The 15,825-nt window shown below is 58.5% G+C and carries 15 protein-coding genes; 6 read left to right on the top strand and 9 right to left on the bottom strand.

Annotation, left to right across the window (positions count from 1 at the left end; genetic code table 11):
- The first annotated feature begins 1 nt into the window (after window position 1).
- From exbD to RRU01S_RS09875, 3 genes are all read left to right on the top strand, one after another.
- Entirely contained in the window at window positions 2-511 is a 510-nt protein-coding gene (gene exbD / locus RRU01S_RS09885) for a TonB system transport protein ExbD (RefSeq protein ID WP_045230110.1), read from the top strand.
- Window positions 508-1,437 (top strand): energy transducer TonB family protein, encoded by a 930-nt coding sequence (locus tag RRU01S_RS09880; protein ID WP_045230109.1) that lies wholly within the window; start codon window positions 508-510, stop codon window positions 1,435-1,437. Before exbD ends, RRU01S_RS09880 begins: the two co-directional genes overlap by 4 nt.
- Before the next feature lie 84 nt (window positions 1,438-1,521).
- Window positions 1,522-2,511, top strand: coding sequence for an Ldh family oxidoreductase (locus RRU01S_RS09875; RefSeq protein WP_045230108.1), 990 nt, complete (start codon window positions 1,522-1,524; stop codon window positions 2,509-2,511).
- On the opposite strand, the gene phnN is transcribed toward RRU01S_RS09875, so the two are convergent.
- The 9 genes from phnN to mepA all read right to left on the bottom strand — a co-directional run bounded on the left by phnN (window position 2,512) and on the right by mepA (window position 11,409).
- Complete coding sequence (gene phnN / locus RRU01S_RS09870; RefSeq protein WP_045230107.1) at window positions 2,512-3,114, bottom strand: phosphonate metabolism protein/1,5-bisphosphokinase (PRPP-forming) PhnN; 603 nt, start codon at window positions 3,112-3,114, stop codon at window positions 2,512-2,514. It lies immediately after the preceding gene.
- Window positions 3,111-4,247 carry an alpha-D-ribose 1-methylphosphonate 5-triphosphate diphosphatase gene (locus tag RRU01S_RS09865; RefSeq protein ID WP_045230106.1) on the bottom strand — a complete coding sequence of 379 codons (1,137 nt, stop codon included), beginning with the start codon at window positions 4,245-4,247 and terminating at the stop codon, window positions 3,111-3,113. The genes phnN and RRU01S_RS09865 overlap by 4 nt, the downstream gene beginning before the upstream one ends.
- Window positions 4,244-4,966, bottom strand: a complete 723-nt coding sequence (locus tag RRU01S_RS09860) for a DUF1045 domain-containing protein (protein WP_045230105.1) — start codon at window positions 4,964-4,966, stop codon at window positions 4,244-4,246. Before RRU01S_RS09860 ends, RRU01S_RS09865 begins: the two co-directional genes overlap by 4 nt.
- Window positions 4,967-5,437: 471 nt before the next feature.
- The gene (locus RRU01S_RS09855; RefSeq protein WP_045230104.1) at window positions 5,438-6,073 is read right to left on the bottom strand and encodes a 2,3-bisphosphoglycerate-dependent phosphoglycerate mutase; all 636 of its coding nucleotides are present in this window, start codon (window positions 6,071-6,073) and stop codon (window positions 5,438-5,440) included.
- 19 nt (window positions 6,074-6,092) lie between these two features.
- Window positions 6,093-6,923, bottom strand: a complete 831-nt coding sequence (dapB, locus tag RRU01S_RS09850; RefSeq protein ID WP_045230103.1) for a 4-hydroxy-tetrahydrodipicolinate reductase — start codon at window positions 6,921-6,923, stop codon at window positions 6,093-6,095.
- Window positions 6,924-6,947: 24 nt separating this feature from the next.
- The gene (locus RRU01S_RS09845; RefSeq protein ID WP_045230231.1) at window positions 6,948-8,732 is read right to left on the bottom strand and encodes an ABC transporter ATP-binding protein; all 1,785 of its coding nucleotides are present in this window, start codon (window positions 8,730-8,732) and stop codon (window positions 6,948-6,950) included.
- Window positions 8,733-8,829: 97 nt separating this feature from the next.
- Window positions 8,830-9,846: a glucokinase gene (locus RRU01S_RS09840; RefSeq protein WP_045230102.1), complete on the bottom strand. Its 1,017-nt coding sequence runs from the start codon at window positions 9,844-9,846 to the stop codon at window positions 8,830-8,832.
- A 24-nt stretch (window positions 9,847-9,870) separates the two neighbouring features.
- Window positions 9,871-10,254: a methylglyoxal synthase gene (locus tag RRU01S_RS09835; RefSeq protein WP_045230101.1), complete on the bottom strand. Its 384-nt coding sequence runs from the start codon at window positions 10,252-10,254 to the stop codon at window positions 9,871-9,873.
- 96 nt (window positions 10,255-10,350) lie between these two features.
- On the bottom strand, window positions 10,351-11,409 hold the full coding sequence (mepA, locus tag RRU01S_RS09830) for a penicillin-insensitive murein endopeptidase (RefSeq protein ID WP_045230100.1): 1,059 nt from the start codon (window positions 11,407-11,409) through the stop codon (window positions 10,351-10,353).
- Window positions 11,410-11,592: 183 nt separating this feature from the next.
- On the opposite strand from mepA, the gene RRU01S_RS09825 reads away from it, so the two are divergent.
- From RRU01S_RS09825 to RRU01S_RS09815, 3 genes are all read left to right on the top strand, one after another.
- Window positions 11,593-13,437, top strand: coding sequence for an extracellular solute-binding protein (locus RRU01S_RS09825; protein ID WP_045230230.1), 1,845 nt, complete (start codon window positions 11,593-11,595; stop codon window positions 13,435-13,437).
- Window positions 13,438-13,582: 145 nt separating this feature from the next.
- The gene (locus RRU01S_RS09820) at window positions 13,583-14,671 is read left to right on the top strand and encodes a microcin C ABC transporter permease YejB (protein WP_045230099.1); all 1,089 of its coding nucleotides are present in this window, start codon (window positions 13,583-13,585) and stop codon (window positions 14,669-14,671) included.
- Window positions 14,671-15,813: an ABC transporter permease gene (locus tag RRU01S_RS09815; RefSeq protein ID WP_045230098.1), complete on the top strand. Its 1,143-nt coding sequence runs from the start codon at window positions 14,671-14,673 to the stop codon at window positions 15,811-15,813. Before RRU01S_RS09820 ends, RRU01S_RS09815 begins: the two co-directional genes overlap by 1 nt.
- Window positions 15,814-15,825 lie beyond the last annotated feature (12 nt).

Below are 15,825 nucleotides of genomic sequence, written 5' to 3'. Positions count from 1 at the left end.
CATGGCTGGCGGTATTCGCGAAAGCGGTGGAGACGAGCTCTCCGAAAACCATGAGATCAACGTCACGCCGTTCATCGACGTGATGCTGGTTCTGCTGATCATCTTCATGGTGGCGGCACCATTGGCCACGGTGGATGTGAACGTCGATCTGCCGGCCTCCAGCGCCAAGCCCGCAGAGCGTCCGGAAGAGCCGCTTTACCTGACGGTCAAGGACGACCTGTCGCTCAATCTTGGTAACGACGCGGTGGCGCGCGAAGCGCTGACGGCAAGCCTCGATGCGCGCACTGGCGGCAAAAAGGACACCCGCATTTTCCTGCGCGCCGACAAGGCGGTGGATTATGGGCACTTCATGGAAATCATGAACATGCTGCGCGATAGCGGTTACCTCAAGATCGCCCTTGTGGGCCTTGAAAATGCGGCGGCTGCCGGCCAGCCCGGAGCACCTGCTCCATCCGCTCAGCCGCAGACAGCACCATCGGGCGCGCCAGCGCCCAGTGGAGTGGCTCCATGAATGAAACCACTTTTCGCACCGGACGCTCCCGGCTGGGAGAGGTGGCCCTGTGGACGACGGCTGCCGTGCTGACGATCTCGGTGCATGCCGGTGCCGCCTATTACCTGTTGCAGCAACCGCCGGAACCGCCCACGGATGGCGGACCGCCCGCTGCCATCATGATCGAGCTGGCCGCACTTCCGCAGGCAGTCAACACCGAAGAAACGGTGGAGGCCAACGATGTCGTCGATACCGAAGAGGTCAAGAGCGTCGAGCCTGAAAAGGTAGAGGACGTCCCGCCGGAAGAGCCAGCCCAGCCACCGCCGGAACCGGTTGCCGAGGAAACACCGCCGCCGCCGGAGCCATTGCCTGAACCCATGCCCGAGCCGCCGCCGGAAGTAGCCGAGCCCTTGCCGGAAGAGCCGCCACCGCCTGTGGAAGAGGTCGACCCCGTTCAGCAGCAGCAAATGGCCGAGCTCGAAAATGTCGAGGTGCCGTTGCCTATGCTGCGGCCACCGCCACCGCCTGTTGAAAAGCAGGTGGAGAAGAAAGAGCAGCCCGACAAGAAGAAGGCCGAACGCAAGACCGCACCACCACCATCGGAAGCCAGACAGGCCGCGAGATCGGAAACGACGCAGTCCAATCGCACGGCCGCGCCCAAGACCAGCTCCGGGCTGTTTTCGTCATCCGCATCGCCTGCCAAGTGGAACTCGAAGGTGCGCTCTGCCGTCTCCCGTCGTGTGGCCAGGGTCGGTGACAAGGGAACGGCTGTCACGGTTGCGTTCAGCGTCGATGCGGGCGGTTCCATCGGCAGAGCACGTATCCTCAGTTCCACCGGCGATGCGCAGATCGACAGCAAGGTCTTGAGTGCAATCGAACGTGCCTCGGTGTCTGAACCTCCGCAGGGCGCGGAAACATCGTTCCAGGTGAGAATTGTGATGCAGTGATTGTCCTGAATTTCAGGCGATTGGACTTTTTGTTCGCGCAGGATTGAGGTAGGGCTGTCGTCTCATCAGGAAGCATTCGACACCATGAAATTCAGCATTGAGCAGGCGGAAGACTTCGTTTCTTCCATTTTCGAAAAGGATGGCGTGTTGCCAGCCACGGCGCGTTCGGTTGCCCGAGCGCTTGTGGCGGCCGAGGCGGCCGGGCAAAGTGGCCACGGCTTCAGGCGCATTCCGGTTTACATCGCGCAGCTGCGCGTTGGAAAAGTGGATGCCAAGGCGGTCGCGGTCGCGACGCGCATTCGCCCCGCCGTCTTCTCCATCGATGCGCACCATGGATATGCTTATCCGGCTATTGATCTTGCCGTCGATCAGCTTCCTGATATTGCCCGTGAGCAGGGCATAGCGCTCGCCGTCATCGGTCGGTCGCATCATGCTGGCGTCATGGCGCTAACGGTCGAGCGCTTCGCAGAGCAAGGGCTTGTCGCTTTCATGGTGGCCAATGCGCCTGCGTCGATGGCGCCATGGGGCGGCATCAAGCCGCTTTACGGTACCAACCCGATTGCGTTCGCAGCACCCGTGGACGGTGCCGATCCGCTGGTCATCGACCTTGCTCTGTCCAAGGTCGCGCGCGGAAAGATCATGGCCGCCCGCCAGAAGGGCGCCGAAATCCCCAATGACTGGGCATTGGATGCCTCTGGAAAACCGACGACCGATCCGAACGAGGCCATCAACGGCACCATGGTACCAGCGGGTGAGGCCAAGGGAGCTGCGCTGGCGCTGATGGTGGAGGTCATGGCCGCAGGTTTGACCGGCGGAAATTTCGGCTTTCAGGCTTCGTCTCTTCTGGACGATACGGGAACGGCACCCTCTTTGGGCCACACCATCATCGCCATCGATCCGCTCATTGCCGGAGACGACGTCTTGGCCAAGCGCGTGGCGTTGATGGCCCGCGAAATCGAGGGGCAGGAGAATGCGCGTCTGCCGGGCCGTCGCAGTCAGGGCGTCCGCAAGCACTCGCTGGAAAACGGCATTGTCATCGACGACGATATATTGGCCGAAATCAACGCGCTGTAATCAACTGTAACGGCGGATTTGTTCTTCAAGGACGTCCGCCAACGCTCTGCCGGACTGCTCCAGCGCACCGCTATTGTCGATTGTGGTCACATCGAAATCGCCGCAGACCTCGATGGAGCCGCGTTGAAGCCGCCGTAGGATGTCCTCGCGGTTTTCACGCCCGCGGCTTTCCAGCCGTTGCGCCAACACCTCCGGTGTCGCGACGATGTTGATGACCTTCAGGGATGGAAATGTCGCCTTGAAATGCGCCAGCGCCGAGCGCGAGCCATTGGCGATGAGAATTTTGCCCTGGTTCAGCCTGTCCAGCACCGATACCGGAATGCCGTAGCTTAGGCCATGTGCTTGCCATGAGACGCAGAAGTCCCCCGCCTGTTGTCGCCGGTCGAACTCGTCCTGGCTCACCGCGTCGTGGTCTTCGCCGCCTGCATCATGGTCTCGGGTGATGACACGGCGCACGAAGTGCAGCTTTTGCGTCTCGCCGAGTTGCGCTGCGGCAAACTGCATCAGCGTATCCTTGCCAGCGCCGCTGGGTCCCACCACCACGATCATGATGCCGCGGGGGCATGATGCCGGATGGGAGCGCTGTGGCGAACTCTCACTCATGCAACACGCCTGCCTTGCCGCCAGACGGAGCGAACGACGGGCACGTCGTCGTCGCGGTGAACGCGCACCAGATCGCCGCGCAGCCCCGGCGCTATGCGGCCACGGTCATCCAGGCTGACGGTGCGCGCAGGCGTCGATGTAACCATCGACAGCGCCTTGGGCAGCGTCATGCCTTCGACCTGATCGACCAGCAGGAACGGTGCGTAGAGAAGGCTGAACGGAACGTAATCCGATGACAACACATCGAGGACGCCGAGTTCGGCCAAATCCCGCGCTGCGATATTGCCGGAATGGGATTTGCCACGAACGATGTTCGGCGCGCCCATCAAAACGCTCATGCCGGCACTGTGCGATGCCTTGGCGGCCTCGACGCTGGTCGGGAATTCCGCAAGCTTTACACCGTGGCCGATGGCCTCTTCCACATGCGCATCCGTCGCGTCGTCATGGCTTGCAATGGTGATGCCACGTTCGGCGCAGCGGGCAGCCAGAACGTCGCGATGCTGGGCGGAGTATTTCTTCGATGCCGAGACGCGGCGATCAACGAAGGCCTTGAAGACCTCGTCGCTGAGGCCGCGCTTCTTCTGATAGAACATGATGTATTGCTCCATGGTCTGGAACTGGCGCTGACCCGGGGAGTGATCCATCAGGGAAATCAGCTTCACCTTCGGATCGTTTTCGAAATCTTCGAAATGATCCAGAACGTCAGAGGCTGCCACTTCGCAGCGCAGGTGCAACAGGTGGTCGGCACGCAGCCGGTTTTCGCTCTGGGCGCGCTCGATGGCATCTGCCATGTCGCGCATTTCACCTTTCGCAAAGCCACCATCCTCATCCGAGCCGAGGCGAAGACAATCGAAAACCGTGGTGATACCGGATGACGCGACCTGCGCATCGTGCGCCTGAATGGCGGCGATCTTGTTCCAGGTAACGCCGGGGCGCGGGGAGTAATGCTGTTCCAGATGGTCGGTGTGCAGTTCGACCAGACCGGGGATCAGAAAATCTCCCTCCATATCCTCGCCTGCGCGTGCCGCGCCGTCGCTGATATCAACGATCAGGCCATCTCGAACGAGAACGGAACCGTCGATGATCTCGTCTTCGAGAACGATGCGGGCGTTGGAAAACACATGTTCGGTCATGGGCGTCGATCTTTCGTGTCGTGGGCGCTGTCAGCGCCGTGCGTCTGTTCGGCTGATCCGGTAAGCGGCAGCCAAGTGTGGACGGTAAATCCTTCTCCGCGTGACCGTTCAACGAACAGCCCAAGCCCTGAGATAGGCAAAGGGCGATCGATGAAGGCGGCGAACTCGCGTTTGAGAACACTGGCCACTTCCGCACGGTCGTTTTCCGGCACGGGGCCGGTCAGTGTCATATGGAAGCGAAAATCCTCCATGACATGGGGATAGCCCCAGCGCGACAGGTTCTGCCTTTCGCTTTCCGTCAGATTTTGCGGCTTGCGCCGTGCAATATCGTTGTCGGACAAGGGTGCACGGAAAGGTTCGAAAAAGCTGACCGCGTCTGCGGCGAAATCCTGAAGCGGTTCATGCATGCTGTCCGGCACAATAGCGAAAAAGGGGCCGAGCGTGCCGATGACGACGTTGGGAATATCAAACGCCTGATGCTTGCTGGCAAAGGTTCCGAACGCGGCCAGAAGATCGGCCTCGCTGCAATCAGCGGACAGCTCGAAGGGTGCCTTCAGCGTGGCGTGAAAACCGTAGCGGCGCGGCTCTGCGGTCAAATCGGCGTAAGCAGCGTGGTCATCATACTCTATGTTGGTGAATGCATGTCGCCCGAGCCACCGCGATGCCGTTTCGGTGAGGGCATCGTCCTTGGCAGGCGTGAAATAGATGGCGTAGCGCACGGGTCGCACTTTCGATTATCAATGATCAAACGGCATTCTGAACGGATGTGCCTCGTATTTTCAAGGCGATCACTGCGGATTATTATCTCTGCATGACGGAATGATGATGCTTTGTGAAATATCGCAAAAGCAGAGGCTTTTGTTCGCTCTTTTTTCTGTTTCTGGCGCCTGTGGCAGACAACGCGGCGGGCCGCGACGACGGCCAATCAGACAGACAATGAAACTTCTTCAAGCATCGCGCGTTGTACTTGTAGATTTTTAGAGGATGCTAGGAGTAAACGATCATGGAAATCGGAATTCTTATCGCGACGTTCTTCGCTGTTTTTGCAGGTTCGACAGTATTTTGCGCTTACTGGTTTGGCGAACACCGCAATTTCTGATGTTATGCTTCAGTAAATGCAACAGCTTGAATTTTGCAGCGTATCGAGCGCCCGTCCACATGAAGTGGAGGGCGCTCTTTTCATTTCTGCGTCAGTGGGCGGCAGACATATCGCCCAGAACGTCCTTGGATGCGACCGTTGAGTCGGCGTTCAGCTTGTAGACCATGGGAACGCCGGTCGCGAGATTGAGTTTCAGGATTTCTTCCTTGCTCAACTTGTCCAGAACCATCACCATCGATCGCAAAGAATTACCGTGGGCTGCCACAAGCACCTTTTCGCCGCGCAACACGCGTGGAAGAATCTCGGTGAGATAATAGGGCCAGACGCGGGCGCCGGTATCGCGCAGGCTTTCGCCGCCTGGCGGTGGAATGTCGTAGGAACGGCGCCAGATATGGACCTGCTCTTCGCCCCATTTTTTACGCGCATCATCCTTGTTCAAGCCGGAGAGATCGCCGTAATCGCGCTCGTTCAAAGCTTCATCGCGGATCGTCTCAAGGTCGGACTGGCCGACATTGTCCAGAACCATCTGGCAGGTGCGCTGCGCGCGGATCAGCGATGATGTGTAGGCAATATCGAATTTGATACCGTAATCGGCAAGTGCCTTGCCGCCCGCATTGGCTTCCTGAATGCCAAGTTCCGTCAGGTCCGGATCACGCCAACCGGTGAAGAGGTTCTTGAGGTTCCAGTCACTTTGGCCGTGACGAACGAGGACGAGGGTTCCGCTCATATCAATGTCTCTCCAGAGGTTAGTGATCGTCTTCAGCCAGACCCAGAACGTCCAGCATGGAATAAAGGCCGGGCTTTTGACCATGCGCCCAGACGGCGGCAGCGATGGCGCCGCGGGCAAAGATGGTCCGGTCTGCGGCGTGGTGCGAGAGCGTAACCTGCTCGCCTTCGCCTGCGAAAATTACCGAGTGATCGCCGACAACAGAGCCGCCGCGCAGCGTGGCAAAACCAATCGTGCCGCCCTCGCGCGGGCCGGTGTGACCATCCCGAACGCGCACGGATTTTGCGGCAAGGTCGATGCCGCGACCCTGCGCCGCTGCCTGCCCCAAGAGCAGGGCGGTGCCGGACGGCGCGTCAACCTTGTGTTTATGGTGCATTTCGAGGATTTCGATGTCCCAGGCCTGGGCGTCTAGCGCCTTTGCCGCCTGCTGGGTCAATACGCCGAGCAGATTGACGCCGAGGCTCATATTGCCCGACTTGACGATGCGGGCATGCCGGGCGGCGGCTTGAAACTTTTCCTCGTCATCCGGCGGACAGCCCGTCGTACCGACGACATGAACAATCCGGGCCTGGGCCGCAAGGCCTGCAAAACCGACGCTTCCAGCAGGCGAGGTAAAGTCGATGACACCTTCCGCATGCAAAAAGGCGGCAAGGGCGTCACCGGTCACAGCAATGCCGATGGGGCCAAGGCCCGATAGCTCGCCGGCATCACGGCCGATAAAGGGAGAGCCTTCGCGCTCGACCGCCGCATGAAGCTGAACGCCCGGCGTTTCGTGGATCAGCCGTATCAGCGTCTGTCCCATACGACCGGCCGCACCCACCACCACCAGTTTTATGCCATCGCCGCTCATGCTGCCTCGCTCATGCTATCGGGTTCAAAGGCCACGCACACCCGTTGCCTGAAGATTGTTGAGGCGAGCGTAAAGACCATCTTCCTGGCGTGCAAGCGTCTCGTGAACGCCTTCTTCAACCACCAGGCCTTCATTCATGACCACGATCTTGTCGGCTTTGACCACGGTTGAAAGCCGATGCGCAATCACGATGACCGTGCGACCCGTCATGGCGGTATCGAGCGCCTTCTGCACCACGGCTTCGGATTCCGTGTCGAGCGCCGATGTGGCTTCGTCCAGCAGCAGGATCGGCGCATTGCGAACAAGCGCGCGGGCAATCGACAGGCGCTGCCGTTGACCGCCAGAGAGCGTCATGCCGTTTTCGCCAACCGGAGTCTCGTAGCCCTGCGGCTGTGCGAGGATGAAGTCATGCGCAAAGGCAAGCCTTGCTGCTTCCTCGATTTCGGCATCCGTTGCTTCGGGACGACCGTAGCGAATATTGTCGCGGATCGTGCCTTCGAAAAGATAGGGTTGCTGCGAGACATAAGCGAGGTTCTGGCGCACGGACATGGTCGTGACATCGGCAATGTTTTGGCCGTCTATCAAAATGGCGCCGCCGCTTGGATCGTAAAAGCGCGGAATGAGGTTGATGATGGTCGACTTGCCGGCACCGGACGGGCCAACCAGAGCCGTCGTCTTGCCCCCTTCGGCAATGAAGCTGACACCCTTCAGGATCGGGCCGCCGTCCTTGTAGGAAAACACCACGTCACGCAGTTCCACCGTTGCATTGGAAACAATCAACGGCTTTGCGTCGACCTTTTGACGCTGGACAGGTTCCATGTCGAGGATGTCGTAGATCATTTGTGCATTGACGACCGCGCGCTCCAGCGAAATCTGAACGCGGGCAAGGCGACGTGCCGGATCATAAGCCAGAAGAAGCGCTGTGACGAAGGCAAAAAATGCACCCGGGGGAACATTGTCGTAAATGGCGCGATAGGCCGCATAGCCCAAAACGCCCGATACCGCGAGACCTGCAATGGTTTCCGTAAGAGGTGCACTCTTTTCGGTCAGTCGGGCGATGCGATTTGCGCGCCATTCAGCGGAATCGATCACCGCATCGACACGGCTTTCCAACTGCTTTTCCATCGTGAAGGCTTTGACGATGGCGATGCCCTGCAATGTCTCCTGCATGGCACCCAGCACACGGCTGTTGAGGATCACCGCGTCGCGCGTGGCGCTGCGGAGTCGCTTGGAGATGTAGCGCAGACCCAGAACCAATGGCGGCACGATGAAGACGATGACGATCGAAAGAACCGGATCCTTGATGATCATCACCGCAACAAGCGCGATGAATGTCAGCAGATCACGGGCAACCGTCGTCACGGTCAGGTTCATGACATCGCGGATGCCGCCGATATTCTGGCTGACCTGCGCTGCCAGATGCGCGGAGCGGGACTCGCTGAGATAACCCACCGACAGCGTCATGAGATGCGAATACAAACGCTTCTGATAACGGGCAACGATGTTGTTGCCGATTTTCGAAAGCGCGACCGACTGGCCGTAGGTTGCCAGACCGCGAAGGAAGAAGGCCGCGAAAATGGACAGGCAGATGATCCAGACGAGGTCGGCGCGTCGGTTGACGAAGGCCTCGTTGATAATGGAATCCATGATCCAGGCGGTGAACGCCGTGGTTCCCGCAACGGCCAGAAGGCAGAGAATTGCAAAAGCGTAGCCGGAAAGATGATCACGGGCGTTTTCTGCAAAAATGCGCTTCAGGACTGCGGTGATCGTTTCGGAATCCACGGTCTTTTTTGTCTTGGCGGTCTTCAAACGTTCATCCACCTTGTGCGGTTTAGACGGGCAAGCCGCCTCTTCAACGGGCGTCTATAGCCATTCGGGCGGGTTTTGACCAGTGCCGACGTGGCACTCACGCCTGCCAGCGCCGTCCATCCAATGTCAGGCCGAAATCGGACGGCGTGCGGGCGTAGGTCGAAAGTCCGGCCAAGGCCGCCTGCGGGTGGGTGACGACATGGGTGGGAATGCTGCGCATGAGAGCCTTGTGCGGCGCTTTGTCTTCGAACGCGGCGCGAAACTCCGGCAGTCGTAAGGCGGGAATGATTTTCTGCGAGATGCCACCGGCCAGATAAACACCGCCACGCGCCATGAAGATCAACGCCATATCGCCCGCGATGCGGCCGAGATAGGTGCTGAACAAAGACAGAGTTTCCTTGGCTTCCCGGTTTTCGGCGCTCAGGCCCTTGGCCGTTACGTCTGCGGGATCGGAAAAGACTGGCGTTATGCCATCTGCCTTACAAATGGCGCGGTAGAGATTGACGAGCCCGCGTCCGCACAGGATTTGCTCGCCTGCGATACGCCCTTCGATGGCGTCGAGATGCGGAAACACCTGATAGTCGCGTGCGCTGCGCGGGCCGATGTCGACATGGCCGCCTTCACCGGGAACCGGAAACCACATGTTGCGGGCGTAAACCAGGCCTGCGACGCCAAGCCCGGTGCCGGGCCCGAGTACGACACGGGAAGCCGTCATATCCGGATTGTGAGGGCCGATGGTTTCTCTGTTGTCGCCATCAAGCGACGCAATGGCCAGAGCCTGCGCTTCGAAATCGTTGATGACGATCACGTCCTTGAGGCCGAGATTGACGAGCATTTCCTTCGGCTTGACGACCCAGTGGCAGTTCGTCAGCGGTATCTCGTCGGTCTCGATCGGACCGGCGACAGCAAGGATCGTGGACACCGGCAGCAAGGCGGTGTGGTTCAAAACCGCATTCTGGATCGCATCATCGATCGACGCGTAATCGGCGGTCTTGACGCTGGTCAGCTGGGTGGGTTCGGCGTTCGCATCCGGCAGAATGCAGAAGCGCGCATTGGTGCCGCCGATATCTCCGATGAGAATCGGAAAGGAAAGTGTGTCGTTCTGCTTGGTCATCGCTGCTCCTGGATGGCCCTGAAATCAATGTGTCGAATGAAAATCGGTCAGCTGTTCGGCCGTGGCGCGGTTCAAGGCCATGGGAATGTCATAGACGGTCGCTAGGCGTGTCAAAGCCTTGACATCGACGTCGTGGGGTAGGGAAGACAAGGGATCGATGAAGAAGATCAGCATGTCCACATCGCCCGTCGCGATCATCGCGCCGATCTGCTGATCGCCGCCCAGCGGGCCGCTTTTCAGGCGCACGACGTTCAAGCCCGGACAGGCATCCTGCACACGCCCGCCGGTGGTACCGGTGGCAACGATCCTGAATTGCGACAGGGCGGCCTGATGCCGACGGGCGAAATCCGCCATGTCGTCTTTCTTCTGGTCATGCGCGATCAATGCGATACAGCGTTGCCCCGTCATATGGTGTCTGCGCCCCAGCCTTGTTCAGATCGCATTTTCTAAATCGATTTGAAGCCTTCTACCGCAATTTCACACCGTTTGGAAAGCCGGGCTTCGTCAATTCGAAGACGGGCGGGACGATGGTCGCGGTACATCCGCAGGCGGCATAGGCACGCCCGATCTGGACGATTGCGGAACGATGTCCTGTGCCTGGGACGACGGCGCAGACGGCGCGTAGGAGTTTTGAGCCGCGACATTTGCCCTGCCTGCCGAGGGAGCCGCCGCGATCGCCGCACAGGCTTTCGGCAGATCGGACACCATCATCGGCCGCGGCGGCTTCGGTGGCTTGGCATTCGGGTCTTTCTTCGGTGTCGCCCAAGGCTCCTTGGTAAACCACCATGCCAGCGACTTGTCGCAGCCATCGCCAGCGCTCACGGGTGCTTGCGGCTTGCAGTTTGTCGCGCCGGGCGGGCATTCCAGACGCACATGGAAATGCTCGTCATGGCCGTAGATCGGCCTGATCTTGCCCATGAAGGTGCGGTCGCCGGTCCATGTCTGGCACAGCTTCTGCTTGATGGCCGGATTGACGAAGATGCGCTCCACCTGCGGATAGCTCGCCGCCATCATCACCAGCTTGGCATTGAGGGGCGACCATTTGCGATCATCCACCGTCAGGAATTTGCTTTTGTCGAGCATGGAGATGAAGGGCGTGCTTTCGCGCTGCTCGGCGCTCATGATGCGATCTGGCATGGGACGCCACCAGATGTCGGCATCGAGACCGATCTGGTGCGAGGCATGGCCCGTCAGCATGGGTCCACCACGCGGCTGCGAGATATCGCCAATCAGAAGGCCGGGCCAGCCGATCTTCTGGGCATCCTGCGCGAACCGCTCGATAAAGGAAATCATCTGCGGCTGGCCCCAGCGACGATTGCGGGAAAGGCGCATGGCCTGAAAGCCTTGCCCCTCAGTCGGCAGCGCCACAGCACCCGATTGGCAACCCTTGGCATAGGAACCGTAAGAGGCGGAGGGACCGGCCGACGGTAGAGCAATGTTGCCGAAGACCTGCTTGGCCGGACCATCCTGCGCAAAGGCGGAAACCGCATCTGTCGCCAGCATGGACATCATCGAAAGTGCCAGGAGTGATGCCTTGCCCACGCCTCTTGCCATTTTTTCCATATCGTCCGCCGCCTGCGATGCTTGAAATGATTCTGTTGGAAATATTACGCTGGAACGCGAATTTGGTGAAAGCATGTTTGGCCGATTTTCACGGCGTAAACGGCTTGTGACCCAAATCCCCTATATTTTGCCAATGTTTGTCTTATGGTGCACGGCAATGAAAACGAAAAGGACCGTCGCTTTATGGCATTGGCAAAGTTGAAATCCGGTGTGCTCGCTCTGGCTGCGCTATCATGCGTGATCGCGCCGATAGCGGCACGGGCTCAAGACAGCGAAAACTGGCGCAGCGGAATTTCAACCGTCGGTGAGTTGAAACATCCAAATGGCTTTAAGCACTTCGATTATGTGAACCCGAACGCGCCCAAGGGTGGGACGTTGCGGATGTCTACGACCGGGACATTCGACACGCTCAATCCTGTCCTGGTGAAGGGCGAAGTTGGCACAGGTATAGCTGTGGTTTTCGACACGCTTTTCCAGTCATCCGAAGAGGAGTTATCCTCTTCCTACGGTCTTCTTGCCGAGGGGGTCAGCTTTCCTGATGATATTTCCAAGGCGACATTCCGTCTGCGCAAAGAGGCGAAATGGGCGGATGGTAAGCCGGTGATGCCTGAAGACGTTGTCTTTAGTTTCGAAAAGTCAAAGGACCTCAGTCCGCAGATGGCCACCGTTTACGCCCACGTGGTGAAAGCGGAAGTAACGGGGGAGCGAGACGTCACCTTTTCATTCGATGAAAAAGGAAATCGGGAATTGCCGCAAATCGTGGGTCAGTTGGCGATTGTGCCCAAACACTGGTGGGAGGGAAATGGACCGGACGGCAAACCGCGCGATATTTCTCGCGGCACTTTGGAGCCCGTTATGGGATCTGGTCCTTACAAGATCACCAGCGTCAACCCGGGCTCTACAATCACCTATGAACGACGCGACGATTATTGGGGCAAGGACATCAACGTCAATGTCGGCCAGAACAATTTCAAAACCATCACCTACGCGTTCTTCGCCGATCAAGAGGTGCAGTTTCAAGCGTTCAAGTCAGGAAACATAGACTTCTGGCAGGAGCAGTCGTCCAGTCGCTGGGTTACAGGTTACGATGTCCCCGCAGTCAAAGACGGACGCATCAAGAAGGAAGAGCTTCCCAATATCTATCGGTCGATAGGGATCATGCAGGCCATGGTTCCGAATGAGCGCCGGGAGAAATTCCAAAATCCCAAGCTACGACAAGCTCTCAACTATGCCTTCGATTTCGAGGATCTGAACAAAACGCTGGCTTATGGAAGCTTCACCCGCATCAACAGCTTCTTCATGGGAAGCGAGCTTGCATCCTCCGGCCTTCCAACGGGCCGTGAACTGGAGGTATTGCAGGAGCTGAAGGATCAGGTTCCGCCTGAAGTCTTCACGCAGGAGTATCGCAATCCTGTGGGGGGCGACCCGGCCAAGCAACGTGACAACTTGCGTGAGGCAGTCCGGCTTATGAAGGAAGCGGGCTATGAACTTCGCGGTAACCGCATGGTGAATGCCAAGACCGGAGAACAACTCTCCATCGAATTGCTCAGCGATTCCGCTGGTATGGAACGCACTATTCTGCCGTTTGTACAGAACCTGAAGAAAATCGGCATCAATGCTACGATCCGCACTGTGGACGCCTCGCAATACACCAACCGTCAGCGCAGCTTTGATTTCGATGTCGTGATCAAATTGTGGGTAACTTTGCCCAATCCTGGAAATGAGCAAGCTGATTACTGGGGATCGGCTGCTGCGGATCGTCAGGGGTCCGGTAATCTGGCTGGCATCAAGAATCCGGCAGTGGACGCCTTGGTTAGAAAGATTATCTTGGCACCCAATCGTGATGAGCAGGTTGCCGCGGCAAGAGCGCTCGACAGGGTCCTTCTGTTCAACCATTACGTCATCCCGCAATTCTACAAGGGTGAGATGTTTCTCGCTCACTGGAACACGCTGGTGCAGCCGGAAAACCTTCCTGAATACGGGATCGGTTTCCCAGGTGCCTGGTGGTCTGCAAACGCCGGAAAATAACGCGGGCCTTGCTTTATAAGGCAAGCCTTGATTCACATGAGCGATTACGAATCACGACGCCTGCGGTCTTTACCGCAGGCCCGAAAGGAAACGGTTTGACGAAGCCGATGAAAACCGAGCCTCTTGCCATGCTGGGACGCGCCTGATGGGAGCTTATATTCTGCGGCGTTTGGCTCTGATGATACCGACCATCATCGGCATCATGGGCATTTCCTTCCTCGTCATCCAGTTTGCACCAGGCGGTCCGGTCGAGCAGGTCGTTGCCCAGCTATCCGGCTCCGGCGACAGCGCGTCTGACCGACTATCCGGCGGTGGAGACCTCATGGGTGGTGGGGTGGATGAAAGCGGCTCGAAATATCGTGGCGCGCAGGGGCTCGATCCGGACCTGATTGCCAAGCTCGAAAAGCAGTTCGGTTTCGACAAGCCGCCGCTCACCCGCTTTCTTGAGATGATGTGGAATTACATCCGCTTCGATTTCGGCGACAGTTTCTTCCGCAATTCCTCCGTCATCGACCTCATCATCGACAAGCTTCCAGTCTCGATCTCGTTGGGCTTCTGGATATTGATCATCTCCTATGCCATTTCCATTCCGCTCGGCATCAAGAAGGCCGTTTCGGATGGCTCGAAATTCGATGTCTGGACATCGGGAATCGTCATCGTCGGTTATGCGGTGCCGAGCTTCCTGTTCGGCATTCTTCTCATCGTCGTCTTTGCCGGTGGTTCGTTCTTCGACTGGTTTCCGTTGCGAGGGCTGACCTCGGATAACTTTGCTGAACTGACATGGTGGCAGAAGATCATCGACTATTTCTGGCACCTGGCGCTGCCGCTCACCGCGCTCGTCCTTTCGGCTTTCGCCACCACAACGCTGCTGACCAAGAATTCCTTCATCGATGAAATCAAGAAGCAATATGTGGTCACGGCCCGCGCCAAGGGCCTGTCGGAGCGCAAGGTTCTCTACGGCCACGTCTTCCGCAATGCTATGCTCATCGTCATCGCCGGTTTCCCCGGTGCCTTCATTTCGGCCTTCTTCACCGGCTCGCTATTGATCGAAAACATCTTCTCGCTAGATGGCTTGGGAAGGCTCGGTTATCTTTCGGTCGTCAACCGCGATTACCCCATCGTGTTCGGCACCCTGTTCATCTTCTCGTTGATGGGCCTCGTCGTCAGCCTCATCTCCGACATGATCTACACCTGGATCGATCCGCGCATCGACTTCGAGCGGAGGGACGTGTGATGACCGTGACCAAACCGACAAGCGTCGAAGCTGCGCCACAGAAGCGCCCGTTCTTCTCGCCGACAAGCGTGCGGCGCTGGCAGAATTTCAAGGCTAACCGCCGTGGATACTGGTCCTTCTGGCTGTTCCTTTTGATATTCGGTCTCAGCCTTTTTGCCGAGTTTCTGGCCAATGACAAACCGATCATTGCCTCCTACAAGGGCGAGATTCTGGTGCCTGTCATGGTGGATTACCCCGAAGAGAAATTCGGCGGCTTTCTGGCCCAGACGGATTACAAATCCTCCTTCATTCAGGATGAAATCAACGCCAATGGCTGGATGATCTGGCCGCCGATCCGCTATTCCTACCAGACGGTCAATTCGAACATTCCGCATTCGGCACCCACGGCACCGTTCTGGCTGATGGATGCGCAGGAACGTTGCTCCGGTTACCCGCAAGGCGCAGCTGATCCCGGCTGCACGCTGGGCAATCTCAACTGGCTGGGCACCGACAATCAGGCGCGCGACGTGGCTGCCCGTGTTATCTACGGCTTCCGTATCTCCGTGCTGTTCGGCTTGGCGCTCACCATCGCCTCGGCCATCGTCGGTGTCAGCGCCGGTGCGGTGCAAGGCTATTTCGGTGGTTGGACCGACCTTCTGATGCAGCGTTTCATCGAGATCTGGTCGTCCATGCCGGTGCTCTATATCCTGCTCATCATCGCAGCCATCCTGCCGCCCGGCTTCTTCGTGTTGCTGGGCATCATGCTTTTGTTCTCCTGGGTCGGCTTCGTCGGTATCGTGCGCGCCGAGTTTCTACGTGCCCGCAACTTCGAATATGTCAATGCCGCGCGCGCGCTTGGCGTCGGCAACGGCACCATCATGTTCCGTCACCTGCTGCCCAATGCCATGGTCGCGACGCTTACGTTTCTGCCCTTCATCCTCTCGGGCTCGATCACGACGCTCACCTCGCTCGACTTCCTCGGCTTCGGCATGCCGCCCGGCTCTCCCTCGCTGGGGGAACTGATCGCGCAGGGCAAGAACAACCTTCAGGCCCCGTGGCTAGGGCTCACAGCCTTCTTCACCATGTCCATCATGCTGTCCCTGCTGATCTTCGTCGGTGAAGCGGTGCGCGATGCCTTCGATCCGAGAAAGACATTCCGATGAGTGCCGTAAGGG

This window comes from Agrobacterium rubi TR3 = NBRC 13261 (genome assembly GCF_000739935.1).
Lineage (GTDB): Bacteria > Pseudomonadota > Alphaproteobacteria > Rhizobiales > Rhizobiaceae > Agrobacterium > Agrobacterium rubi.
Note: the sequence above shows the minus strand (reverse complement) of the source record. Positions and strands in the feature narration are given on the sequence as shown.